The sequence below is a fragment of the Pseudomonas costantinii genome, from assembly GCF_001870435.1.
Lineage (GTDB): Bacteria > Pseudomonadota > Gammaproteobacteria > Pseudomonadales > Pseudomonadaceae > Aquipseudomonas > Aquipseudomonas costantinii.
The window spans coordinates 89131-113453 of the sequence record NZ_MDDR01000057.1 but is presented as its reverse complement, the minus strand read 5'-3'; the positions used below and the strand labels follow the sequence as shown (position 1 = coordinate 113453).

At 60.1% G+C, this 24323-nt stretch carries 16 protein-coding genes; 9 read left to right on the top strand and 7 right to left on the bottom strand.

Going from position 1 to position 24323, the window contains the following annotated elements; translation table 11 throughout:
- Window positions 1-118: 118 nt before the first annotated feature.
- Together BFL40_RS28185 and BFL40_RS28180 are read left to right on the top strand one after the other, a co-directional pair.
- Entirely contained in the window at window positions 119-10630 is a 10512-nt protein-coding gene (locus tag BFL40_RS28185; RefSeq protein ID WP_071487236.1) for an autotransporter-associated beta strand repeat-containing protein, read from the top strand.
- A 294-nt stretch (window positions 10631-10924) separates the two neighbouring features.
- Window positions 10925-11821, top strand: coding sequence for a LysR family transcriptional regulator (locus BFL40_RS28180; protein WP_235864681.1), 897 nt, complete (start codon window positions 10925-10927; stop codon window positions 11819-11821).
- Here the strand turns inward: BFL40_RS28180 and BFL40_RS28175 are convergent.
- Window positions 11811-12212 (bottom strand): RidA family protein, encoded by a 402-nt coding sequence (locus BFL40_RS28175; RefSeq protein ID WP_071487009.1) that lies wholly within the window; start codon window positions 12210-12212, stop codon window positions 11811-11813. The genes BFL40_RS28180 and BFL40_RS28175 overlap by 11 nt on opposite strands.
- 85 nt (window positions 12213-12297) lie before the next feature.
- Entirely contained in the window at window positions 12298-13167 is an 870-nt protein-coding gene (locus BFL40_RS28170; protein ID WP_071487008.1) for an EamA family transporter, read from the bottom strand.
- A 103-nt stretch (window positions 13168-13270) separates the two neighbouring features.
- On the opposite strand from BFL40_RS28170, the gene BFL40_RS28165 reads away from it, so the two are divergent.
- The 3 genes from BFL40_RS28165 to BFL40_RS28155 all read left to right on the top strand — a co-directional run bounded on the left by BFL40_RS28165 (window position 13271) and on the right by BFL40_RS28155 (window position 17055).
- The gene (locus BFL40_RS28165) at window positions 13271-14053 is read left to right on the top strand and encodes an AraC family transcriptional regulator (RefSeq protein WP_071487007.1); all 783 of its coding nucleotides are present in this window, start codon (window positions 13271-13273) and stop codon (window positions 14051-14053) included.
- 87 nt (window positions 14054-14140) lie between these two features.
- Window positions 14141-15694: a DUF726 domain-containing protein gene (locus tag BFL40_RS28160; RefSeq protein ID WP_071487006.1), complete on the top strand. Its 1554-nt coding sequence runs from the start codon at window positions 14141-14143 to the stop codon at window positions 15692-15694.
- 41 nt (window positions 15695-15735) lie between these two features.
- On the top strand, window positions 15736-17055 hold the full coding sequence (locus tag BFL40_RS28155; RefSeq protein WP_071487005.1) for an Nramp family divalent metal transporter: 1320 nt from the start codon (window positions 15736-15738) through the stop codon (window positions 17053-17055).
- Window positions 17056-17082: 27 nt separating this feature from the next.
- Here BFL40_RS28155 and BFL40_RS28150 read toward each other — a convergent pair whose 3' ends face one another.
- Window positions 17083-17460: a type II toxin-antitoxin system VapC family toxin gene (locus BFL40_RS28150; protein WP_071487004.1), complete on the bottom strand. Its 378-nt coding sequence runs from the start codon at window positions 17458-17460 to the stop codon at window positions 17083-17085.
- A complete protein-coding gene (locus BFL40_RS28145; protein WP_074851544.1) occupies window positions 17457-17816 on the bottom strand; it encodes a type II toxin-antitoxin system Phd/YefM family antitoxin in 360 nt (119 codons plus the stop codon). The genes BFL40_RS28150 and BFL40_RS28145 overlap by 4 nt, the downstream gene beginning before the upstream one ends.
- A 239-nt stretch (window positions 17817-18055) precedes the next feature.
- Between BFL40_RS28145 and BFL40_RS28140 the strand changes: the two genes are divergently transcribed.
- The 3 genes from BFL40_RS28140 (at window position 18056) to BFL40_RS28135 (ending at window position 20073) form a co-directional block, all read left to right on the top strand.
- A complete protein-coding gene (locus BFL40_RS28140; protein ID WP_071487003.1) occupies window positions 18056-18820 on the top strand; it encodes an AraC family transcriptional regulator in 765 nt (254 codons plus the stop codon).
- An 89-nt stretch (window positions 18821-18909) separates the two neighbouring features.
- Window positions 18910-19083, top strand: a complete 174-nt coding sequence (locus BFL40_RS33395) for a DUF1427 family protein (protein ID WP_074851542.1) — start codon at window positions 18910-18912, stop codon at window positions 19081-19083.
- 30 nt (window positions 19084-19113) lie between these two features.
- A complete protein-coding gene (locus BFL40_RS28135) occupies window positions 19114-20073 on the top strand; it encodes a quinone oxidoreductase family protein (RefSeq protein WP_071487002.1) in 960 nt (319 codons plus the stop codon).
- A gap of 26 nt (window positions 20074-20099) precedes the next feature.
- Here BFL40_RS28135 and BFL40_RS28130 read toward each other — a convergent pair whose 3' ends face one another.
- Window positions 20100-21125 (bottom strand): purine-nucleoside phosphorylase, encoded by a 1026-nt coding sequence (locus BFL40_RS28130; protein ID WP_071487001.1) that lies wholly within the window; start codon window positions 21123-21125, stop codon window positions 20100-20102.
- A gap of 14 nt (window positions 21126-21139) precedes the next feature.
- The gene (locus tag BFL40_RS28125) at window positions 21140-22102 is read right to left on the bottom strand and encodes a nucleoside-specific channel-forming protein Tsx (protein WP_071487000.1); all 963 of its coding nucleotides are present in this window, start codon (window positions 22100-22102) and stop codon (window positions 21140-21142) included.
- A 214-nt stretch (window positions 22103-22316) separates the two neighbouring features.
- Between BFL40_RS28125 and BFL40_RS28120 the strand changes: the two genes are divergently transcribed.
- On the top strand, window positions 22317-23132 hold the full coding sequence (locus tag BFL40_RS28120; RefSeq protein ID WP_071486999.1) for an aminoglycoside phosphotransferase family protein: 816 nt from the start codon (window positions 22317-22319) through the stop codon (window positions 23130-23132).
- Here the strand turns inward: BFL40_RS28120 and BFL40_RS28115 are convergent.
- On the bottom strand, window positions 23114-24061 hold the full coding sequence (locus tag BFL40_RS28115; RefSeq protein WP_071486998.1) for an AraC family transcriptional regulator: 948 nt from the start codon (window positions 24059-24061) through the stop codon (window positions 23114-23116). The two genes, BFL40_RS28120 and BFL40_RS28115, sit on opposite strands and share 19 nt — an antisense overlap.
- Window positions 24062-24323: the final 262 nt, after the last annotated feature.

Below are 24323 nucleotides of genomic sequence, written 5' to 3'. Positions count from 1 at the left end.
GACAAACTGGATCAGTTGTCACCACGGTCAGGTATTTCGAATTCGACGCGTGTGAAATCTATGTAGAAGGGCTTCTACGCGGTCATGGATGAAAGGCTTGGACCACAAGGAGTTGGACGTGGATAGAAGACTTGTTACTGCCGTTACACCTCGGTTTTCTCCTCTTTTTCTTGCGGTTCGCCTCGGCGTTGCCGGGATGCTGATCGGCTTGGTAAACCAGCAGGCGATAGCCGACTGTTTGCCGGGTTCCCCGGTCAATGGGGATACGGTGACATGCACCGGTACCGCCTCGCTCTTTCAGGACAATACCTTTGTCAGTGGCGCCGACGCTTTGAAGGTCAACGTTGCCAGTGGCACCCTCATGAGTGCGGTGTTGGGTGGCACGATGATGAGCCTGACGGGTAACAACATCACCCTGAACAATGCCGGCACCATTGACCCGTCATTTCTCGGGCTGGTCACGTTGTTAAGCAACGGTGTCGTGATTGGCAGCGGCGCTTCGGGCGTTGTCAATGTCACCAACGCCGTGACGGGGGTACTCAAGGGGACTTCGGGCCTGCTCTCGCTCAGCCTCGGCAGCCTCAACGGCATGGCACTGAATATCAATAATGGCAGCACCGGTACCACCAATATTGTCAATAACGGCAGCATTGGCTCCTCAGCGTTGCTGGGCTTGAACCTGTTGACGTCATCCGATGCACTGGTGGTGGCGGTGCAAGGCGGCTCTCAGGTCAACATGACCAACGCGGGGACGATTACCGGGCGTATGGCGTTCCAGGCTTCTGCTGGAGGCAACACGTTCACCAACTCCGGCAGCATTGTGGGTGGCCTGTCGATGGGGGCCGCAAGTGCCAACACGTTTACGGCCATCACCGGCTCCAGCGTGGCCAGTGGCGGGGGGCTCGGTATCAGTCTCGGGGGCTTGCTGGGGGTCAATCTTACTTTCGCACCTACCGGCGAGATTGACGGTGGTGCAGGGGGGAGTAACTCTCTGATCTTACAAAATGCTCTGGGTGTCGGTGGTGGCAGCAGCGGCAGCGGCACGGCATCCAGTGCCAATTACGTCAACTTCAACAACTTGGTGATCAACAGTGGTACCTGGGCGCTGCAAGGGCCACTGGTATCCGGTGCTGCAACGCTCAATGGCGGTGTTGCGCAGTTCGATAACGCTCAACCATTTGGTACCGGCGTGCTGACGTCCAATGGAGGGACCCTTCAGGCGACCACCAACGGAGTGACACTCGGTAACCTGATGACCCTGGGCGTTGGGGGCCTGACGGTGAGTGGGACCGCCACCGGGCTGACCCTTTCCAATGTGCTCTCGGGCGTGGGTGGTTTGAACAAGGCGGACGCCGGTCAATTGATTCTCAGCGGCGCCAATACCTTCTCGGGCGGCACCACACTGGCGGGTGGTTCCGTGCAGTTGGGCAATGATTTGGCGCTGGGGAGCGGCACCGTCAGTGTCACCGCTGCGACGACGTTGCAGGCACCTGGCACGGTCAGCCTCGCTAACGCCTTGACCCTGTCCGACACCTTGACCACCGACATCGCCGGTACCTTGAACGTGGGCGGCGTTGTCTCTGGTGCAGGCGCTATCACCAAAGTCGGCGTGGGTAGCCTGAGCCTCAACGGCATCAACACCGGCTATAGCGGCACCACCAGCTTGGGGGCGGGCACCTTGGTGCTGGGCAATAACAATGCCCTGGGTAGCGGTAGTCTGAATGTCACCGCTGCGGCCAATCTTGACGCCAGTGGTGCCTCGGCCCTGAGCAATAACGTGACCCTTGGCGGTGCGCTCACCTTGACCGGTGGCAACCCGTTGACCCTGAGTGGCGTACTGTCGGGTGGCGGTGCGCTGACCAAAAGTGGCGCGGGTCTGTTGACCCTGACGGGCAACAACACTCGTACGGGCGCTACCTTACTCAACGCCGGAGGGCTCGTACTGGGGTCCAACACGGCATTGGGCACAGGTGCCCTTACTACGACGGCGGGCACCTCGCTGGACGCCAATACCGCCGTCACCCTAGGCAACGCCGTCAACCTGGTCGGCGCACTGACCCTCGGTGGTAGCCAGTCACTCAGTCTGAACGGCGTCATTTCCGGTGCAGGCAGCTTGATCAAGAACGGCACGGCCGCGGTGGCACTCAATGGCAACAATGCCTACTCCGGCAATACCAGTCTGAATGCGGGTTCGCTGACACTCGGGAGCAACAGTGCCTTGGGCGTGGGCGGCATATTGAGTACCGCCGACAACACAACTTTGGATGCCAGCACCGCGGTCACCGTCAACAATGGGTTGAGCCTCGGCGGTAACCTGAACATTGGCGGCACCAGCAACCTGACCTTGAACGGTGTGGTCGGTGGTACGGGCGGGCTGACCAAAAACGGTGCGGCGGCGCTGATTCTCAACGGTGCCAACACTTTCCTGGCCGGCACCACGCTGTCGGGCGGCACCTTGAGCGTCGGCAATAACGCAGCACTCGGCAGTGGTGCATTGAGTGTGACCGGGGCCTCGATCCTGGATAACAGCCCTGGAATCAACCTGGCCAATGCCATCAATCTGGGCGCCAACCTGACCTTGGCCGGCACCAACCCGCTGACCCTGAACGGTGTGATCGGCGGTGCGTCGGGCCTGGTCAAAAATGGCACCTCCAACCTGACCCTCAGTGGTGCCAATACCTTTTCAGGAGGTACCACGCTGAGCAACGGCACCCTGACAGTAGGCAATGCGTTGGGGCTTGGCACCGGTGCGCTCACCGTGACTGGCGCGAGTACACTTTCCAGCACCACCGGGCTGGCCCTCAATAACGCAATCACCCTCAACGCTAACCTGAGTGCGGATGGCGCCAACCCGCTGACCCTGAACGGCATCATCAGTGGTGCGAGCGGGCTGATTAAAAACGGCGCGTCGGGCCTCACTCTCAACGGCGCCAATACCTACTCCGGCCCCACCGCACTGAACGTTGGAGGGCTGACGGTCGGTTCCAGCACGGCGCTGGGCACGGGCGCGTTGAATGCGGCGAATGGCACCACATTGGATGCCGGCACCGCCGTGAGCCTGGGCAATAACGTTAACCTGACGGGCGGTCTGACCGTCCTCGGCAGCAACGCCTTGACCTTGAACGGTGTCGTCAGCGGCTCGGGTAGCCTGATCAAAACGGGCACGGCCGACCTGACCCTCAACGGTAGCAATAACTACGCAGGTGGCACGGCGCTTAACGTCGGCAAAATTGTCGTCGATGGAGCTAGCGCTCTGGGCAGTGGTGCACTGACGGCCTCGGCGGGCACTGGGCTGGACGCCAATGCGGCGGCGTCGCTGACCAACCAGATCAACCTCGGTGGGGCGCTTACGGTGGGCGGCACAGCCGACCTGACACTGGGCGGCGCGGTCAGTGGCGTGACAGGTTCACTGATCAAGAACGGTGCGGCCAACCTGATCCTCAATGGCGGCAACACCTTCCTGGGTGGCACCACGCTTAACAACGGGACTCTCACCGTCGGCGCGAATACAGCTCTCGGCAGTGGCGGCCTCACCGTCGGCGGTGCCGCGACGTTGGACAGTAATGCTGATGTCACTCTGGGCAATTCCATCGCGCTCAACGCAGGCTTGACGGTCGGCGGGACCAACAACCTGACCCTGGGCACCGGTGTGATCAGCGGCACCGGCGCATTGGTCAAGAACGGCCTCGCCAACCTGACCCTCAACGGCAACAACACCTTCAGTGGTGGGACCACGCTCAATAACGGTACGTTGACCCTGGGCGGCGCGCAGGCATTGGGCAGTGGTGCCTTGACCGTCGGCGGCGCGGCGACCCTTGATAACAGCTCAGCCTTCACCTTGGGCAACAACATTGCGCTGAATGCCGACCTGACCCTGGCCGGCAACAACAGCTTGACCTTGGCAGGCGTGGTCAGCGGCACCGGTGGCCTGATCAAAGACGGCCAGGGTGACTTGACCTTGAGCGGCAACAACACCTTCAGCGGTGCCGTGGATATTCTTTCCGGCAGCGTGACCACACTGAGCACCGGTGCCTTGGGCAGCACGTCGGGCGCCAATGTCGGAGCCTTGGCTGCACTCAACCTCGGCGCGGATACGAGCCTCGCAGCACTGTCCGGTAATGGCTCGGTACAACTGAACATAGGGTCCACATTGAGCGTCGGCGGCGTCAACGCGAACAGCACCTTTGGCGGTAGCCTCAGTGGTGGTGGCGGTTTGATCAAGGTTGGCACCGGCGTTTTCAACCTCACCGGGCAAAATGGCCTCACCGGCAATACTGCGATCAATGCAGGTACCTTGAATGTCACCGGCTCCCTGGCCAGCAGCGTGGTCAACGTCAACAGCGGTGGTACGTTGACCGGTACCGGCTCACTGCTGGGGAACGTGATGGTCAACAATGGAGGGCACCTGGCGCTGAGCAGCGGCAATACCTTGTCAGCCGGTTCCCTGACGCTGGGTTCGGGTGCCAACCTGGACGTGGCACTGGGTACGCCGTCCACCACCTCGTTGTTCAACGTTGGCGGTAACTTGACCCTCGACGGCAACCTCAATGTGACGGATGCCGGAGGGTTCGGGGTCGGCGTGTATCGTCTGATCAACTACATCGGTACTTTGACTGACTTGGGGCTGAACGTGGCGGGTGTGCCCGTCGGCTACGCCCTCGGCGATCTGGTGGTACAAACCGCCGTCGGTAACCGAGTCAACATCTTGGTCTCGGCGCCCAGTTCCACGATTCGCTTCTGGGATGGTAATCAGACAATCGCTAACGGCGTGGTGGAGGGCGGTACAGGTTCTTGGACCAGCGGCGGCACGAACTGGACCAACGTCAACGGCACCCTTAATCAACCATGGGCCGCTGATTTTGCAGTGTTCCAGGGTTCGGCAGGCACCGTCACCGTGAACGGGCCACAAACCTTTACCGGCATGCAATTCGTCACCGATGGTTATAGCCTGGTCAACGGCACGGCCGGACAACTGACCGCAGTCAACGGCAGCAGCGGCAATGTGGCGTTGCGCGTTGACCCGGGTTCCACCGCGACCATCGGCGTCAATATCGACGGTGCGGGTACCTTGGCCAAACTGGATGCGGGCACCCTGGTACTCGGCGGCGCCAACAGCTACACCGGCGGCACTTTGCTCAATGGCGGGGAACTGGTGGTGGGCAGCAACACCGCGTTGGGTACCGGTCAATTGACCGCCGCCACCGGCACCACGCTGGACAGCAACACGGCAGTGGCGTTGGGCAATAACGTTACCTTGAGCGGCAATCTGACTGTAGCGGGCAGTAATGCACTGGCCCTCAATGGTGTGATTAACGGCGCAGGCGGGCTGATCAAGAACGGCGCCGCCAACCTGACCCTCGGCGGCGGCAACACCTTCCTAGGCCCTGTGGCCTTGAATGCAGGCGGGCTGATTTTAGCAAGCAACTCGGCACTGGGCAGTGGCGCCTTGAACGCGGCGAACGGCACCACACTGGACGCCAGTGCAGCGGTCAATACCACGAATGTGGTCAACCTGGCTGGCACCCTAAGCATCGGTGGCACTGCCGACCTGACACTGGGCGGCGCTGTGAATGGTGCAGGCAGCCTGACCAAAAATGGCGCGGCCAACCTGATCCTCAATGGTGCCAATGGGTACCTCGGCGGCACTACGTTGAACGCCGGTACCCTGACTTTGGGCAATGCGAATGCACTGGGCCTGGGCAATCTGACGGTAGGCGGCGCGTCGACGTTGGACAACAACACTGCGCTGAGTGTCGGCACCAATGTTGTGTTAAACGCCAACTTGGCGATCGCCGGCAGCAATGATCTGGCTTTGGGTGGTGTAATCAGCGGAACGGGTAGCCTGAGCAAAAACGGCGTGGCAGATCTGACCCTGAACGGCGCCAATACCTACAGCGGTGGCACGACGTTAAATGCCGGTACGCTAACCCTCGGTAACGTCACGGCATTGGGTTCGGGCGCTCTGACCGTCGACGGTGCGTCCACGTTGGACAACAGTGCTGTGCTTGTCCTGGCCAACTCTATCAACCTCGATGCCGATCTGGCCGTGGCCGGTAACAACAATCTGACCCTCGCCGGTGTTCTGGCGGGTAATGCGGCATTGATCAAGAACGGCGCGGCGGACCTACTGCTCAGCGCCAACAACACCTTCACCGGGCCACTGAACGTGGTGGGCGGTAGCCTGACCACGGTGGGCAATGGCGCACTGGGCAACACCTCCGGCGTAACTGTCGGCACGGGTGCCAGCCTGAACCTGGGTGGTAACGCCAGCCTCAATAGCTTGGCGGGTAACGGTGTGGTTCAAGTCTCGGGTGGCAGTACGCTGGCAGTGGGTGGCAGCAATCTGAATAACACCTTCGCAGGAGCACTGAACGGTACGGGTAATCTGGATAAGAACGGCACCGGCGTGCTTAACCTGACCGGCACCAATGGCATTAGCGGCGCCACCAGCGTGAATGGTGGCACCTTGAATGTCAGCGGTTCGCTGGCCAGCGGCGCGGTGGCGGTCAACAACGGTGCAACGCTGAGCGGTACCGGTTCTCTGGCAGGCGCGGTGACGGTGGCCGACGGTGGCCATATCGGTTTGACCTCCGGTAGCACGCTGTCGGTGGGCTCGCTGGTGCTGGGCGGCAATTCCAATTTGGATGTGGGCCTTGGCGCACCGGTGGTCGGCGGTGGCAACGCACTTCTGAGCGTGGGCGGTAATCTGACCCTGGACGGCAACCTGAATGTCACTGATCTCGGTGGCTTCGGCACAGGCGTGTACAACATCATCAGCTACACCGGGGCGCTGACCGATAACGGCCTGACCCTCGGCACGCTGCCGGGCAGCGTGGTGCCGGGCGACCTGCAAGTGCAGACGGCCGTCAGCAACAAGGTCAACCTGCTGGTGACAGCGCCCAATACCACCGTACAGTTCTGGGATGGCGGTAACCTGGTTGGTAATGGTGCCATCGAAGGCGGTAACGGCACCTGGGGCACTGGCATCACCAACTGGACCAACGTCGACGGCACGCTTAACCAAGGCTGGAGTAACAGCTTCGCGGTGTTCCAGGGCACAGCGGGTAACGTGACCGTGAATGGCACGCAAAATATCACTGGCATACAGTTCGTCACGGATGGCTACAACCTGGCGTCCGGCACGGCGGGCGTGCTCAACCTGGTGAATGGCGGTACCGGCAACACCGCGATTCGCGTCGACCCGAATGCCACTGCCACCCTGGGCGTAACGCTCAACGGCAACGGCACACTGGCCAAACTCGACACCGGGACCCTGGTGCTCAACGGCACCAATGGCTATACCGGCGGCACCGCGCTCAATGGCGGCACACTGGTGGTCGGCAACAACAGTGCACTGGGTACTGGTGCGCTGACTGCGGCTGACGGCACCACCCTGGACAGCAACGCTGTCGTCACACTCGGCAACGCGGCGGTACTCAATGGTGCACTCGCCATCGGCGGCAGTAATGAGCTGGCGCTTAACGGCGGGATCAGCGGCAGCGGCAGCCTGCTGAAAAAAGGTGCGGCGACACTGACCCTCAACGGCGCCAACACCTATAGCGGCGGCACCGGCCTGAATGCCGGTCAACTGATCCTTGGCAATAACGCCGCACTGGGCACCGGTGCACTCACCGTTGGTGGCGCCGCACAACTGGACGGCAACACCGACCTGCAACTGGCCAACGCCATCAGCTTGGGCGGGCCACTGAACCTGATCGGTAGTCATGATCTGGCGCTCAACGGCATCGTCAGCGGCAATGGCAGCCTGGTGAAAAACGGCAACGGTGCACTGTTGCTGACCGGTGGGAATACCTACACCGGTGGCACCACGCTAAACGGCGGCACCACCACCGGCACCACCACCAGCTTGCAAGGGGCCATCGCCAACAACGCGACCCTGACCTTCGAGCAGGGCGCCGACGGCACCTACACCGGCAACCTCACCGGGGCAGGGGTGTTGAATAAAACCGGTACCGGCGCCTTGCTGCTGACCGGCAACAACACCTTCACCGGTAACACCAACGTCAACGCCGGCAGCCTGCTGGTCAACGGCACCTTGAATAGCGCGGCAGTGCAAGTTGCCAGCGGCGCGACGCTCGGTGGCAGCGGTACCCTCGGTGGTGCGGTGAGCATGGCCGACGGTTCGATTCTCAAGGCGGGGGCGGCGGCGCCTCTGTCGGTGGGATCGCTGGCATTGTCTTCGGGCACTACTCTGGACTTCGCTCTCGGTGCTCCCGGCGCGTCCACCACGGCGGTGAATGTAGCCGGTAACCTGACCCTGGACGGTACCTTGAACGTCACGGATACCGGCGGTTTTGGCATCGGCGTGTACCAACTGTTCCGCTACGGCGGCACCTTGACCGATAACGGCCTGACCCTCGGTTCACTGCCTGTGGGCTTTGGCAACCTGGCCTTGCAGACGTCGTTGGCCAATCAGCTCAACTTGCTGGTGCAAACCACTCCTGGGCAAATTCAGTTCTGGAATGGCGGCACTACTAGCCCGGATGGCACCATCACCGGCGGCAGCGGAACCTGGGGGCCTGGCACCAATTGGACGGACCCGACAGGCACACAAGGCCTGGCGTCGAACAACCAGTTTGCCGTATTCGGCGGGCAGGGCGGCACTGTCACGGTCGTCGGCAACCAGGGCTTCACCGGCCTGCAAATCCTCGACAGTGGCTACACGCTGACGGCGGGCGCAGGCGGCACACTGACGCCAACCGGCACGGCAACGGTGCGTGTCAATTCGGGGGTTACCACAGACGTTTCGGCACCGATCGTAGGGGCGGGGGCAATCAACAAACTTGATGCGGGTACCTTGGTGCTGACCGGCGCCAACACCTACACCGGTGGCACCACAGTCAGCGGCGGTACGCTGGCGGGTAATACCACCAGCCTCAGAGGTTCGATCCTGAACAACGCGCGTCTGCTGTTTGTCCAGGCCAGTAATGGTCAGTTCAACGGAAACTTGGCCGGTACCGGTGCCATCGTCAAACAAGGCGCAGGCGCGTTGTTGTTGACCGGCAACCAATCGTTCAGCGGCACCGTGGCGGTGGATCAAGGCGTGTTGCAAGTGGGTAACGCGGCCAACCCAGGCGCGGTGCTGGGCGGGCAAGTCACTGTTGCCAGCGGTGCAGGCTTGACCGGTAATGGCAGTGTCGGCTCGCTCGTCAACCATGGTGCGGTCACACCTGACAGCGGCAAGCTGACGGTGGCGGGTAACTTCACCAACGCCAGCGATGGCGCCCTGAACCTGGTCATCACACCTTCGGTGACCAGTTCCCTGGCCGTCGGCGGTACGGCGAACCTGGGCGGTACCTTGAATGTTGTCAACCTGGCGCCTTATGCCGGTCCTACCACCTACACGTTGCTGACGGCTGGCGCGGTAAATGGCACGTTCAGCAACACTAACCTGGAGAACCTGGCGTTCCTCACCACGTCACTCAACTACAGCCCCACTCAAGTGGCATTGGCCGTCAGTCGTAATAACGTCAGCTACGCCAGCGTGGCGGCGACCGGCAACCAGCGTGGCGTTGCGGCGGCGTTGGGCAGTGGTGCAGCGGTGGGCGGAGTGGCGTTGCAGAATGCGCTGCTCAACTCCGATGCGGCCGGGGCACGTGCCGCCTTCGACAGCTTGTCGGGTGAAATCCATGCCAGCACCGCCAGCGCGATGCTTGAGGATTCGCGTTACATCCGTGACGCGGTCAACGAGCGCCTGCGCCAACCCGGTTGCTACCGTGAGGACGACCCACGCAATAGCCTGGCGCCGAGTGAAAATCGCCTGAGCAGCGCTGGTTGTCATGGCGAGATGGTCGGCTGGATGCGGGTACTCGGCACCTGGGGGCACATGGGCGGCGACAGCAACACCGCCAAGCTAGACCGCAACCTTGGCGGCTTCCTGCTCGGTACCGACAAGCAAGTGGATGACGCCTGGCGCGTTGGCGCGGCCGCTGGCTACACCCGCAGCGACCTGAATGCCAAGCGCCGCAGCTCCAGCGCCGACGTCGACAGCTACCACCTGATGGCCTACACCGCTTACCAGCAGGAAGCTTTCGCCGCTCGTATGGGTGTGGCGTACAGCTGGCATGACATCGAAAGTAAACGCGACGTAAGCATCGGCAACGAGGGCCAGCGCCTGAAGGCCGACTACAAGGCGCGTAGCGCGCAAGTCTTCGGCGAAGTGGGCTACACGATTGAAACTGGCGGCATGGCCTTGGAACCGTTCGCGGGCCTGGCCTACGTCAACTACGACAGCGACACTTTCAAGGAAAAGGGTGGTTCCGCAGCCCTGCGCGGCGATGCCGATCAGGATGTGACCTTCTCCACCTTGGGCGTGCGCATCGGCCAGACCATCACCCTGGGTAATGGCTCGAAAATCACCCCACGGGGCAGCATCGGCTGGCGTCACGCCTTCGGCGACACCAAGCCCGACGCCGACCTGAGCTTTATCAACGGTGGCGCTTCGTTCAGTACTCAAGGTGTACCGATCGCCAAGGACAGCGCAGTAGTGGAAGCGGGCCTGGATTACCAGATCAGCCAGAACGGCAAGCTGGGCCTGGGCTACTCGGGCCAACTCTCGCGCAATGATAAGGACCACGCGATGACTATCAGTTTCTCCCTCGGTTTCTGATCAAAGCCGAGCACCTTTGAACCGCCCGTAAGGGCGGTTTTTTTTGGGAAATATTTCTTAAAAATATTCGGCAGTGTGTGAACACGCTAATCGTGTTGTTTTTTACCCACGCTGAAGAATGTACAAACAATTTCTTCTGGAGCCTGCCTGGCAATACAACTTAGCCTGCTGAAGGTGTTTTGATTGTTTTTCAGCAGCCCGGCCAAGCACCGGGTTATGGGTTGCTGGCCTTCTATCAGCATCGTGCAACTTCATGGACAATACCGCCCATTCCAAGCCCAATGGACCACCCACGTGAACCAACTCCTCGCCATGCGTGCCTTCGTCCGTGTTGTCGACACCGGTTCATTCAGTCGTGCGTCCGACCAGTTGGCGCTGCCGCGTTCCACCGTCAGCAAGCTGATCACTGACCTGGAAAAACACCTGGGTATCAAGTTGATGCACCGCACCACCCGTGCCTTGGCGCCGACGTCTGAAGGGCTGGAGTATTACAGCCATGCCCGGCGGCTGGTGGCCGAACTGGATGAGGTGGACAGCGCCGTACGCGGGCAAACCCTCAAGCCCGGTGGGCATCTGCGCGTGGATGCACCGGCATCGTTTGCCAATTGCCTGCTGATCCCGGCGTTGGTGGATTTTCATCGCGAGTATCCCGCTATCAGCATCGCCCTGGGCATCAGCGACCGCGCGGTGAATATCGTCGGGGAGGGCGTGGATTGTGTGATTCGTGCCGGCAAGCTGGAGGATATGGCGATGATCGGGCGCAAGGTTGCCGATCTTGAGTACGTGACCTGCGCCGCACCGAGTTACCTGGGCAGCCGGGGGCTGCCGAACTCGCCTGAAGACTTGGAGTACAACCATCTCAAGGCCGGTTACTTCTTTGCCGGGTCTGGCAAGCCGGAGCCGTTGATTTTCGAAAAGGGCGATCAGCGTGTTGTAATCAGTGACTGCGCCTACTCAACCAATGAGGGCAATGGCCTCAAGGAGATGCTGCTCGCAGGCCTTGGCGTGGGGCAGCACTTCAAACCGATCGTGCAGCACTACATCGACACGGGCCAACTGATCCGTGTGTTGCCGGACTGGTCACGCCCGGCGACACCGCTGCACATTCTTTACCCTCCCAATCGCCATCAGAGCGCGCGGCTCAAAGTGTTTATCGAGTGGGTGATCCGCACGTTTGGTGTCACGGAATAATCGCAGTCACACGAATCTCTATGCGCATGGTCGGCAAACCCAGGGCTTCGACCCCGACTTGCGTCCAGATGGGTGCATGGTCAGGCATGTAGCGGCGGTATTGTTTGACCATCGCCTCGTTGACCTCTGGTGGGAACCCGCCGACATGGTAGGAATTGACGTGAATGACATGTTCCCAGCGCGCACCGGCGGTGGCCAGGGTGCGTTCCAGGTTTTGAAAGGCCTGGGCGATTTCCTCGGCGAGATCGACAGGAATCTGGAATTCATCGTCCCAGCCGCCCTGGCCTGAGGTTTCCACGCGATTACCGACTTTGACCGCTTGGGAGTAGTGCAGGTGTTCGCGCATGTAATCGCCATAGCCAGGGGTGACGAAAAACTCGGGCGTGCTCATGGTGTTTCCTCGATTCAGTACAAGACCTGACGGATGCTACTGGGCTGAATGGCTGAACAAAATCTCGGATTTTTGTCATGACTATCTACCTGTGTGCACAGTTGGGCTTGCGGTAAAGCCCCACTGTTAAGCCGAGGAGGATGATCGCAATGAAGATCAGATTGGGGGTGGAAACGTGTTCGCCAAGTATCAGCATCGAACTGGTAATCCCGAACACCGGAATCAACAGGGACAGCGGCGCCACGGTGGACACGGGGTACGCCTTGAGCAGCGAGTTCCAGCCCCAGTAGGCAAAGTGCGTGGCCAGGTAAACCTGAAACACGATCGACAACATGGCGGTCAGGTCGAGGCTGGCGGGCAAACCTTCGAACGCTGCGCTGCCGTGCAGCCACCAGGCCATGAGGAACAGCGGAATCGGCGGGAACAGGCTGGCCCACACCATGAACGAGAAAATTTCCTTCACCCCCGACGTCTTGATGATGACGTTGCCGACGCTCCACGCCAGGGCACTGAATACGATCAACAGGACGCCCAATACCGCATGCTCGCCGTGCTGGGTGGAAATGATCCCGGCCAGGCCGATCAAGGCGAGAAAAGCGCCGACCCACTGCGCGCCGCGGATTTTTTCCTTGAACAACACACAGCCCCAAGCCAGGGTGAAAAACACGCTGAGCTGAATGATCAACGAGGCAATCCCCGGGCTGACGCCGACCCTGATGCCATAGTTGATCACGCCCCACATGCCGAGCCCGAAGATAACGCCATAAGCGGCTACATAGCGGAACTTGACGGTAGGGCGCCTGATGAAAAACACCAGCGGTAAAGCGGCGAGGGCAAAGCGGATGCCGGTCAGCACAAACGGGTCGATCGAGCGCAGGCCCAGTTTTGTAATGGGGAAGTTCAGGCCCCAGACCAGGGTGACCAGTAGGGCGAGGGTGAGGTGTTTCTTCAGCATGGACGTTCCTTTGAGCAGGCAGGCTTGTTCAAAGATGTGAATGCTAGGGCGCACAACAATGGCCCGCTTGCTATCTCAGGTCATGTTTTGACATTATCGGGCCATGATTCCAAACGTTGATTCCAGCGACCCTGAAGCGGTAGTCACGCTACGTGAATATCCGTCCGGCACCGTATTCGAGCGGCATACACACCCGCGTGGCCAGTTCGCCTATGCCTCCACCGGCGCGCTGAAAATGTTTACCGAAATCGGCAATTGGGTGGTCCCGCCGCAACGGGCGATCTGGGTGCCCGGTGGTGTACCCCATGAAATGCACATGCGCGGTGATGTGGTCATGCTCAATACCTATCTCGACCAGGAGGCCGCCCGACGAGCAGGTTTACAGGACCGCTGCCAGGTGTTTGAGGTGTCGCCCCTGCTCAGGCATTTACTTGAAGCGGCGTTGGCTATCGAGCCGTCGGCGGCGTCGGGTGTCAGGCAGCGCTGTGTACTGACGCTGCTGATTGATGAAATTGGCGCCATGCCTGAGTTGCCGCTCAGTGCGCCGTTGCCTGCCGAGCCTCGCTTGGCGCGCGCTTGCCAGCGCTTCCTTGAGGCGCCCACGCAGAAAATTTCCCTCGACGAGATGGCCGATTGGTCGAATATGAGTCGCCGCACCTTTACCCGTCACTTCCATGAAAGCACCGGCATGACGTTCGTGTCTTGGCGCCAGCAGGTCTGTCTGCTGGAGGCCACCGCCCGGCTCAGCCACGGCGCGACCATCACCGATGTGGCGTTCGAGTTGGGTTTCAGCAGTTCCAGTGCCTTCACCTCGGTGTTTCGACGCAACCTGGGAGAGTCCCCTGCGCGCTACCTGGCCAAATCAAAGGCTGCGTCGTTGTTCTGAACACTTCACACGTCGGTCAGGATTCACCTTGCCTGCGGCCACGCTTTGTTACTATCGCCGTCCATCGTCACCAGGAGTCACCGGCCCATGCAACACCAGTGGGATGAAATGCACCGTACCCGCAAGCCCACATTCGTACTGTGCGGCGAGCCCCAGGGTGATGTGCTCAATCTCTATGTTCACGGTTACTCGGCCTTCTTCAATCGCCAGCAACTGGGTAATTTCAAGGAGCAGTTGGCGAGCATCGAAGGCTCGACCAACCTGATGCTGTTCTGGCCGGCAGGGCATTTTCTGGAAAACCTGTTTGCACCGTTCAAGGATGTGATTACCTCGATGCTCGGCGGTGGTGGCCTGGGCGCGGCGACCGTGGGTGTGGGCAAGGCGATTGCCTATTTTCTCGATCATTACAAAAGTGTCGAGGCGCGCGTCGATGAAGTGGCCAAGACCCTGTTGCCCGAACTGGCCAGCTACCTGCACGCCGAGTCGCTGCAGGTGCGGCGCATCAACCTGATCGGTCATTCCCTCGGTGCACGTATTTTGGTCAAGAGTGTGCTGGCCAGCCCCGAGATTGCCTGTGAACTGCCGTTGCATAACTTGTTGCTGATGGGCGGGGCGATTTGCACGTCGTCCCCTTGGGATGAGGTGTCGGCGCCGCTCAAGGGGCGTGTGATCAACTGCCATTCCAGCAAGGACTGGGCACTGGCCATGAAACCGGACACTGAGCGCTGCATCGGCCGTTATGCGATTCCGGTCACGCCCGCCCTCAAGGCCAAGGTGACCAATGTGCACTTGGCCACCTTCGATCATGCCGCCTACTGGCCACAATTGAAGACGGTGGTGCAATACACCGATCTGTTGCAGGAGCGGCGCGGCGTGATCCGAGCGGATCAACGCAGCAGTGAAGTGCGTTTTGCCGAAGAAGACGTGGAACTGTTCCCGGCGCTGGTGCAGGCGCGGCCGGAGGAGTTGAAATTCCTTGCCGAGTTGATGGCGCAAAAGCGCAGTGCGACGATCGATGCCGGCGTGCGCGAACCACTGAAACTGGCCATCGAGTTGCAGCGCATGGGCGGTGACAGCTTTATGAACATCGCCCGCGGCCATGGCGTGAGCTATCGCCAGATCAGCGAGGATGTGGCGCAGCGGCTGGGGATCAAGTTCGATGAACCGCTTGAAACCGTTGCGCTGGCGGACATCGAGGCGCAGGTCGCGGAAAAACTGATTGAACAGTACAAGGAAAAACTCAGCAGTGCCGACCGACAGGCCTTCGACGCCGAGCTCAAGGCCGCCGCGCAAAAAGAGCAAGGGTTGTTCACTCGCTTCGACGTTGGCCGCTCGGCCACCACTGCCCTGAGTGGCACGGCGTTGGCGGGGCTGACCGGGTTTATCCTGCGGCGCGGCGCAGCCACGGCCATTCCGGTGGTGGGTCAAGCGCTGGCGGCGGCAATGTTGCTGGTCACGGGGGTGCGGGCATTTTCCGGCCCTGCCTATTCGATCACCACCTTGGCGGTATTGGTGGTTGGTGTGATTCGCCAGCGTATGGAGCGCGAGGCGCTGAACCAGGAAATGGACCTGGTGGTGCAAGTGGTTGAAGCGTTTGACCTGCCCCGAGACACGGTGATGCGCACGGTTGCGTCCGACTGATAAGCTGCGTGCCTGTCTTGTGTTTTTGCCTGGGATGCCGCGTGAAATTCAGTTTGCCAAAAACCGCTACCGCCCCGTTCTGCCCGCCGGAAGTGGCCGGTTCCGTAGTCGTCGATCCCAAGGCTTCGTTCTTCAAACGGATGTTGATGTTTGCCGGCCCCGGTTTACTGATCTCGATCGGCTACATGGACCCCGGCAACTGGGCAACGGCCATCGAGGCCGGTTCGCGCTACGGCTACAGCCTTTTGTTTGTAGTCCTGCTGGCCAGCCTGGCGGGGATGGCGGTGCAGTGCCTGTGTTCGCGGCTGGGCATCGCCACCGGCAAGGATTTGGCGCAACTGTGCCGTGAGCGCTACAGCAAGCGCTCCTCGCGAACGCAATGGGTGCTGGCCGAAATCTCCATTGTCGCCACCGATCTTGCCGAAGTACTCGGCTGTGCGCTGGCGTTTCACTTGTTGCTCGGCGTGTCACTGACCACCGGTATCGTCATCACCGCGTTCGACACGTTATTGATCCTGGCCTTGCAAAACCGAGGTTTCCGCCGCCTGGAAGCCATCATGTTGGCGCTGGTCGCAACAATCGGCGTTTGCTTCTTTATCGAGCTGGTGCTGATCAAACCTTACTGGCCGGACGTATTCAGTGGTTTCACCCCGTCACTGTCAGCCATCAGCGATGCTGCGCCGTTATACCTGGCCATCGGTATCCTCGGCGCCACGGTGATGCCCCATAACCTCTACCTGCACACCTCGATCGTGCAGACGCGCCTGATCGGCAAAGACCTGGCCAGCCGCCAGGACGCAGTCAAGTTGGCACGTATCGACACCATCGGCTCCCTGACACTTGCGTTGCTGGTTAACGCTGCGATCCTCGTGTTGGCCGCTGCGGCCTTCTACAAGACGGGTCACACTGAAGTGGTCGAGATCCAGGACGCCTACCACCTGCTGGACCCGCTGGTGGGGGGGGCGTTTGCCAGCATTCTGTTCGGTGTCGCCTTGCTGGCCTCCGGGCAGAGTTCGACCTTTACCGGCACCATCGCCGGGCAGGTGATCATGGAGGGTTACCTCAATCTGCGCATTCCGTGCTGGCAGAGACGCCTGATCACCCGTGGACTGGCACTGATCCCAGCGTTTCTAGGGGTATGGCTGATGGGCGACGACGCCATCGGCAAGCTGCTGATCCTCAGCCAGGTGGTACTCAGCCTGCAGTTGCCGTTCGCGCTGTACCCGCTGATCCGTATGACCGACGATAAGCAACTGATGGGGCCGTTCGTCAACCGGCTGCCCACGCGGTTATTGGCGTGGTTCTTGTTCGCGGTGATCAGTGGGGCGAATGCGTGGTTGATAGGACAGTGGTTGTTTTGATTAAAAGACCCGTTGCCAGGGTGCGATCTACACCAGGATCGCCAAGGATGTGTATTGGGCAATCTGTGGGTCGGCCGTTAATAGTTTCATCGGTTCGCTCATGGCTGTCGCAACGATGAGCCGATCGAAAGGATCTTTGTGATGTTGCTCAAGATCCTTTACCGCAATTGCATGTTCCGAAGTGATGGGCAACTCGACGAAGCCGCTTTCCAGGCAGTACTCACGGATTTCATCCAAATCCACATTGAGCTTTCCCAAGCCGACCTTGATTGCCATTTCCCAGAATGTCGCAGCGCTTATGTAAATCTCTGCTGCATTCTCAATCAGTTTTTGAGCTTTTTTGGATAGTTTGGGGTCATCATTCAGGGCCCAAAGCAGGATATGGGTGTCCAGCAACACTCTCATGAATGGCTGCCCTGAAACGCATCGAGTAAATCGTCTGGCAAGGGCGCATCAAAGTCTTCGGGGATGACGAGCTTCCCTTTCATTGCGCCAATTCGCCGGCCTTTGGATTTCCCCACAGGAACAAGCTGCGCCATTGCACGGCCGTGCTTGGCGATAGTGATGATTTTGCCGGCGGCGGCCTCATCAACCAGTTTTGACAGGTTATTTTTCGCTTCACCCAAGGGTACGGTAATCATGTGGTTTTCCCCATATTTTGGCCAAATATAGCCAAAATTCGGTGGGCTTTCAAAGACGGCCCGACCGCTGGTTGAGGCCGCTCGTTTAGAGCGCGATTGTTTGTAGTACACGACATCCATGGCACGTCTCCAAAAAGATTTCATCGGAGTCTGCACGCCGCATACTGTGCCCTGGAATAGTGGCCCGTAAAATCAGAACTGACCTACTTTTCCTACGAGGAATTTTTCCCTCATGTGCCCCGTTCAGGTTCATCGACAACCACCGGCTGCTTGGCGTCTATAGGGTTAGTAAAAATTGCTCGGTTTGTCGGCTGCTGATCTTTACCATGGTGATCTCCCCTTGATTGATGTGGATCTCCATGGCCCTGGCCGCGCCCCCCGACCTCAGTGATCACGCCGTCCCCGTGCAACCTTTGGCGCGCACCTACCCGCGCGGGTTGTATGTTGAACCCCACAGCCATGATTGGGGACAGTTGCTCTACGCCATGAGCGGGGTGATGTGGGTCGAGACGCCGCGTGAAGCCCTGGTCGTGCCGCCCCAGCGTGCCGTGTGGCTGCCACCGGGCGTGGAGCACGGCATTCGCGTGGTCTCGGACCTGCAGATGCGCAATATCTACCTGCGTCCTGCATTGGCGGCGACGCTGGACAGTCAAGTGCAAGTGATTGAAGTCGGCGGGCTGTTGCGCGAACTCATCGTCACATTGGTCGATCAAGGCGACAACGGCGATCCCGCTTATTACGACGCCGTGGTCGGTCTCGCCTTGCTGGAGCTGCAACGGGCGCGCCGCTCGCAGATCCGGATTGCCATGCCGGTGGAGGCTGATCGCCGCTTGATCAACGCCTGCCAGGCGGTCATGGCTGCGCCGTCCCTGGAGATTCCGTTCGAACAACACGCCGAAGCGGCCGGTGCCAGCGTGCGCACGCTGTCGCGCCTATTCCAGAACAATCTGGGCATGGGCTTTGCCGAATGGCGCCGTCAGGTTCAGCTCGCCACGGCGGTGGCGGAGCTGATTCAAGGCCAGTCAGTCAGCGGTATTGCGCGGTCCTTGGGCTATTCACCGAGTAGCTTCAGCGACATGTTCCGTCGCGAGCTGGGTGTGGCTCCATCGCACTACATCGGTTGAGGAATTGGCCGAAATCCTGAAGCACTTGGCCGATGCTTCAGGAATGGGCTCTCTACACTGAGCCCATCAACCCACAAGGCGCTGCCCCTATGAACTACCTGATCTCCCTCGCCATCGGCCTGTTTGTCGGCGTGATCTACGGTGCCTTGGATTTCCGCTCACCCGCGCCCCCCGCCATTGCTTTGGTGGGCCTGATGGGCATGTTGCTCGGCGAACAGCTTTGGCCCATGGGGCGACAGTTGGTCAGCGGTTGGTTGTCCTGATTCTTCTTTTATCTTCGATGGATATTGGCCATGAAAGCACTGCAATTTTCCGCGACCGGCGACCTCAACGCCCTGAGCTTCGTCGACGTCGCCACCCCAGTCCCTGGCGCTGGTGAAGTACTGGTGCAGATCAAGGCGGCAGGCCTGAATCCCAGCGACGTTAAAAACGTGCTGGGCCGCTTTCCTTACACCACGTTGCCGCGTATTCCTGGGCGTGACTTCGCGGGCGTGGTGGTAGAGGGCCCACAGGAACTGGTCGGTCAGGAAGTCTGGGGCACCGGCCGCGACCTCGGTTTTTTTGCCGACGGTTCCCACGCGCAGTACCTCACGGTGTCGGCCAAGGGCGTGGCGCACAAGCCAACCCACTTGAGTTTTGCCCAGGCTGCCAGCCTTGGCGTGCCGTACACCACCGCCTGGGATGCCTTGGAGCGTAGCGGTGTGGGCAAGGGCACGCGGTTGTTGGTGATTGGCGCGAATGGAGCGGTAGGCAGCGCGGCGTTGGCCTTGGCGAAGATTCGCGGTGCACAGGTGTTGGGAGCCGTGCGCAAGGCTGATCAGGTTGACGTGCTACAGGCGCAAGGTTTCGACGCGATAGCCCTGGGTAAACCGGAAGACTTGGGCGCGCAGGTCAATGGCGTATTTAAGGGCGGGGCCGATGTGATCTTTGACACGACGGGCTTTTGGTTGCCCGCTGCCGTGGCGGGCCTGGCACCCTTCGGGCGCATTGCAATCATCGCCGCTCCGGTCGATGGCCACGTACAGCTGCCGGCCTTGGCCTTGTATCGCAAAGGCGGCTCGGTGGTGGGGATTAACTCTTTGCTCTATAACTGCGAACAGTGCGCCGTGATGCTCGAGCAGTTCGGGCGCTTCTTTGACGAAGGGCTGCTGCCACTGCCCACCGGCCTGCGCGAAGTGCCGCTGGCCGATGGGGTGCAGTGTTTTGAGGAAGTGAACCAAGGCAGTGCGGACAAAATCATCTTCCTGCCTTAACACGCGCCCACATTTTTTGATTTTCACTAGGCTTCGGGAACGCCTTTCTCCCACGCCGACCAGTTCTTCAGAATCGCCTGTACCAGCGGATTCCCCGTGCGGTACAGGTTCTCCAGCGCCGGTACAAAACCACCCTGGTCTGCATACTTCAGCAGGTTGTCCACTTCGCTGTAGCCGGGGTACGGCCGGTCGAAGTCGGAGCCTGCGCGCACCACGGCCAGGCGCTGGATGTCCACCAAGCCTTCGCGGCTGGCGCGCAGCAGGGCTTCATAGGTGGAGTTGTCTTCCTGCTGAGTGGTGCAGTATTCGCCTTTGTTATCCGTCAACAGCTTGGTCCAGACTTCGGCACGCTCGCTCAGGCGTGTGCCGGAGAACCAGGTGTTGCCCGCCAGGGTATCGCAGCGGGTGACTTGTGGCGGTTGGTTGGCGGGGGCGGCCGGGTAGTGTTTGCGCCAGGCGCTGGATTCCTTGCTTTCAGTCAGCTCAACCTTCTGCGACAAGGCAAATGCCTTGGCTTGCAGTTTCGGGTTCAACTCAAACACTTCGGTCTTGTAGTCCAACGGTGGTTTTTCGTTGGGGCCCTTGGTGTTGATGCCGATATAACCGGTCGGCCAATCCTTGGGCGCATCCCGCGAGTCCAGTTCCCACTGGGTACCGAATTCCACCAGGTAATGCGCCCAGGCGGCGGTGCCGATGGTGCCGTGTTTAGGGCTGATACCGGCGATCCCGGCGATCAGGAAATAACTCTGGCGCAGGTCGAACTTGGGCGACAAGGCCAAGGCCAGGGTGGAGGCCGCAGCGTTGGTCTGGCCCATGCCGGTCACCAGCAGGCACACGTCCTGGGTGTTGCAGCGAATCACCGGGTACTCGGCGGACAGGCCGGGCACGCGTACTTCCTGCTTGAGTTGCAGGCGATCGATCCAGGTTTGCGCCTCGGGGGCGAACATGGTGATCAGCATCACTTTGGGTTTGATTGGCGTGGCGTCCGCCAGCACCACGTGGGGCAGCAGGGCAAGGCCCACGGCCACTGAGAGTCGGGTAAATGCGTTCATCTAATGCTCCTTGATCAGAATTGGTAGCCCACGCCGGCGTAGTAACCCCAGCCGTCGGAGCGGGCGCGGAAGTTGCCCTCGCCGAAGTTCAACTCACTGCCATCCTCCCAGTTGCCGCCGTTATGAAAGTAACGACCGACCAGGGTGAAACGCAGGTGGGTGAAGGAATACAGCAGCACGTTGGTGGCCACTGTGGAATTGGCGGTGCGTGCCGGGTTGTCCTTGTGCAGACTTGATCCGAAATCGTAGTTGGTGAAGCCGATGTAGGTCAGCGAGGCACCGTTGTCGAAACTGCTGATCGGTACGATGTATTTCATTTGCGCCCGATAGCCATCCCACGAGTATTCATTGCTCGCACCGTAGTTTTCCCACTGGTAGCGCCCATAGAAGTTGGCCGACAGGTTGACCCGCGAGTGGGTGTCGATATCGGTGCCCAAGCCGCTGTACAAGGTGTTGGCGCGATTCGACTTGTTGCTGCCGTGGTCGTAGATCCAGTCAAACGCTACATACCATTCCTTGAACGGGCCGACGGCCAGGCTGCGACCTGCCAGGTAGTCGATGGAAATGCGCGGTTCATGTTCCATGAACACCGGCGAGCCATGGTCCCATGCGCCTTTGTCATTACTGTTACCGATGCCGAGAATCTTTGGCACATCGATATAGCCGTACAACTCGAAGGGGCCCTTGCGGCCGAAGTACTCGTATTCCAGATACACGTCATCAGCCGGCTTGGGGCCGAAGCTGATGTCTTTGCTGCCGATCAGTGTCAGGTCCTGGTTAAACCACTCCGACATGTACACGCCTTTTTTCGCCGGGCTGGCTTCGGTGCTCTTGGTGTCAGGGCTGAGGGTTTCGCCCTGTGCTGAGTCATCGACAGGTTGTTGCTGCGCCAAAATGGGTGCACTGAGTACTCCCGTAACGGCGGCCAGTAGCAAAGAAACACCAAAGGAAGCAGGACGCCTTGAGGTGGAGTGCATTGAAAATCCCTATTCGTACGCGGTTTAAACCCGATTCTGCGGGTGAAGGTGAACTTGGCTGTCAAGTTCGTTACGCAAACGTTTGCATAGGCTGTACCAACTTTGTTCAATTGATTGAAGTATTTGGAAAAATGTCGAATTAACCGACGATTTGGTCAGAAAATGAGCGTGTCATTTGTGGCATTCTTACCGGCCAATACGAGGAGCGCCTCGAATGTTCGATCGCTATTTGCAAGCCTGGAAGCTGAGTGTCGATGGCGACCCTATCGTTACTCCCGGCAGCCACCTGCTGCCCGTGCGTTGGCAAGGCATTCCGGCGATGTTGAAAATTGCCCACACCTCAGAAGAGCAGCTCGGTGGGCGGCTGATGAGCTGGTGGGAGGGTGACGGTGCTGCGCGGGTTTTTGCCCATGACGACACGGCCGTGTTAATGGAGCGGGCGACCGGCTTGGGTTCCTTGATGCGCATGGCGCTCAATGGCCAGGATGATGAAGCCAGCCTTATTGCCTGCGTGACGGTTGCCCGACTGCATGCGCCACGCCTATCCCCTGCGCCGCAAGGGTTGCTCTGCCTGGAAGACTGGTTCCAGTCTTTATGGACGGCTGCCGGGCGCGAGGGCGGTGTGTTGCTCGACTGCGCAGCGATGGCGCGCACATTGCTGGCCGCACAACAGGACATCGTGGTACTGCACGGCGATGTGCATCACGAGAATATTCTCGACTTCGGCCCTCGCGGTTGGCTGGCCATTGATCCCAAGCGAGTGATGGGCGAGCGGGGTTACGACTACGCCAATCTGATCTGTAATCCGGATTTGCCTACCTGTAATGACCCGGTAAGGTTTAATCGCCAAGTCGGCGTCATCGCCCAAGCTGCCGGGCTCTCACGCCCACGCTTGCTGCAATGGGTGTTGGCTCATGCGGGGTTGTCGGCAGCCTGGTTTCTTGAGGATGGAGAGCGCCAGCGTGCAGATGTCGATCTTGAGGTTGCCCGCTTGGCGCAGCAGGCATTAGCTCAATGGGCCGTGTTATAGGGCGATGGCTGATCGGCGATGCGGTTGAACAGGTGCATCGCCGTTTCCCGCCGGTATTCACTCGGTGTCTGGCCCATCTCGATCCGAAAGTGCCGATTGAAGTTGGACAGGTTGGCGTAGCCCACTTCAAAACAGATATCGGCCACCGACATATCGCTTTGCAGCAACAAGCGGCAGGCGCGCTGCACGCGGAATTTGCGCATCAGGTCGATAAACCCGTGGCCGGTGTTGCGCTTGAAGAAGCGCGAGAAGCCCGGTTCGCTCATCTCCAGTTGCTGGGCGATGACCGATAGGCGCAAATCGCCGGTGAGTTCGCGCATCAGGTAGTCGAAGGCCTTGTTGATGCGCTCGGCGCTGCGTGCGTCCAGGGTGGGCGCGTAGCAGGGGCTGGCTAGTGCTCGGACTTGCGGCGGTGGGGCATTCTTCAAGGTGTTGAGCAACTGCAGGAACAGAATCAGTCGTTGCAGGCCGTGGGCGCTGCCGATGTCCTCCATTAAGCGTGCCGCCTGCACGGCCGTGTCGCCGCTGAATTCGAGGCCGCGCCGGGCGTGTTCGAACAACGCCTGCACGTCGCCGAGCTCCGGCAGGGTCTTGCGCAGTGCGAGGAGGGCGGCGCCGTCGAATTGCAGCACCACATCGCGCCCGGTCAGGTATTCGCCCGGGGCCAGCTCGCCGATCCAATCGTGGGGCAGGTCCGGGCCTATCAATGCGACATGCCCGGCACTGAACGCGCCGATATAGTCGCCCGCCACTAACTTGCCGCTGCCTTGGCGGATCAGGTGTATTTCGAACTCAGGGTGGTGATTCCAGCGCGCCAGGTCGTAGGGATAGTCGTGTTCGAACCAGCGAAAGCAGTGGTCCGGTTCGGGCAGGATCACTTCCAGCTCAGCGGGGCGGTGCTCGAACAGCTTGGCGCGGCTGACAGGCATGGCAAGTCTTCTTAGGGTTCTTGGAATAACCCCAAAATACGCGCCTGCACGGTGTGAGCGCTACTCCCGGTTTTACCCGGCACTGATACTTTTTTGATCCGCCGTCCCGGTTAAAAAAGTATCAGCCGGGCATTCGCCATGCGTTTGTGAGGGCCAGGCAGAGCTGCTGTAATCGGCGCTCAACAACAAAAACAACAGGTGGAAACCGCCATGCTCCAGACCTGCAAAGCCAAGATCCCGCACGCGCTGTTCCTGCTGACCG

Excerpts from the sequence above, each read along its gene's own strand:
- BFL40_RS28170 (WP_071487008.1), bottom strand. The coding sequence starts at position 13,167 with ATGCTGAAGAAACACCTCACCCTCGCCCTACTGGTCACCCTGGTCTGG.
- BFL40_RS28125 (WP_071487000.1), bottom strand. The coding sequence starts at position 22,102 with ATGCACTCCACCTCAAGGCGTCCTGCTTCCTTTGGTGTTTCTTTGCTA.
- BFL40_RS28160 (WP_071487006.1), top strand. The coding sequence starts at position 14,141 with ATGCAACACCAGTGGGATGAAATGCACCGTACCCGCAAGCCCACATTC.
- BFL40_RS28175 (WP_071487009.1), bottom strand. The coding sequence starts at position 12,212 with ATGAGCACGCCCGAGTTTTTCGTCACCCCTGGCTATGGCGATTACATG.
- BFL40_RS28120 (WP_071486999.1), top strand. The coding sequence starts at position 22,317 with ATGTTCGATCGCTATTTGCAAGCCTGGAAGCTGAGTGTCGATGGCGAC.
- BFL40_RS28150 (WP_071487004.1), bottom strand. The coding sequence starts at position 17,460 with ATGAGAGTGTTGCTGGACACCCATATCCTGCTTTGGGCCCTGAATGAT.
- BFL40_RS33395 (WP_074851542.1), top strand. The coding sequence starts at position 18,910 with ATGAACTACCTGATCTCCCTCGCCATCGGCCTGTTTGTCGGCGTGATC.
- BFL40_RS28140 (WP_071487003.1), top strand. The coding sequence starts at position 18,056 with ATGGCCCTGGCCGCGCCCCCCGACCTCAGTGATCACGCCGTCCCCGTG.
- BFL40_RS28115 (WP_071486998.1), bottom strand. The coding sequence starts at position 24,061 with ATGCCTGTCAGCCGCGCCAAGCTGTTCGAGCACCGCCCCGCTGAGCTG.
- BFL40_RS28130 (WP_071487001.1), bottom strand. The coding sequence starts at position 21,125 with ATGAACGCATTTACCCGACTCTCAGTGGCCGTGGGCCTTGCCCTGCTG.
- BFL40_RS28145 (WP_074851544.1), bottom strand. The coding sequence starts at position 17,816 with ATGGATGTCGTGTACTACAAACAATCGCGCTCTAAACGAGCGGCCTCA.
- BFL40_RS28135 (WP_071487002.1), top strand. The coding sequence starts at position 19,114 with ATGAAAGCACTGCAATTTTCCGCGACCGGCGACCTCAACGCCCTGAGC.
- BFL40_RS28165 (WP_071487007.1), top strand. The coding sequence starts at position 13,271 with ATGATTCCAAACGTTGATTCCAGCGACCCTGAAGCGGTAGTCACGCTA.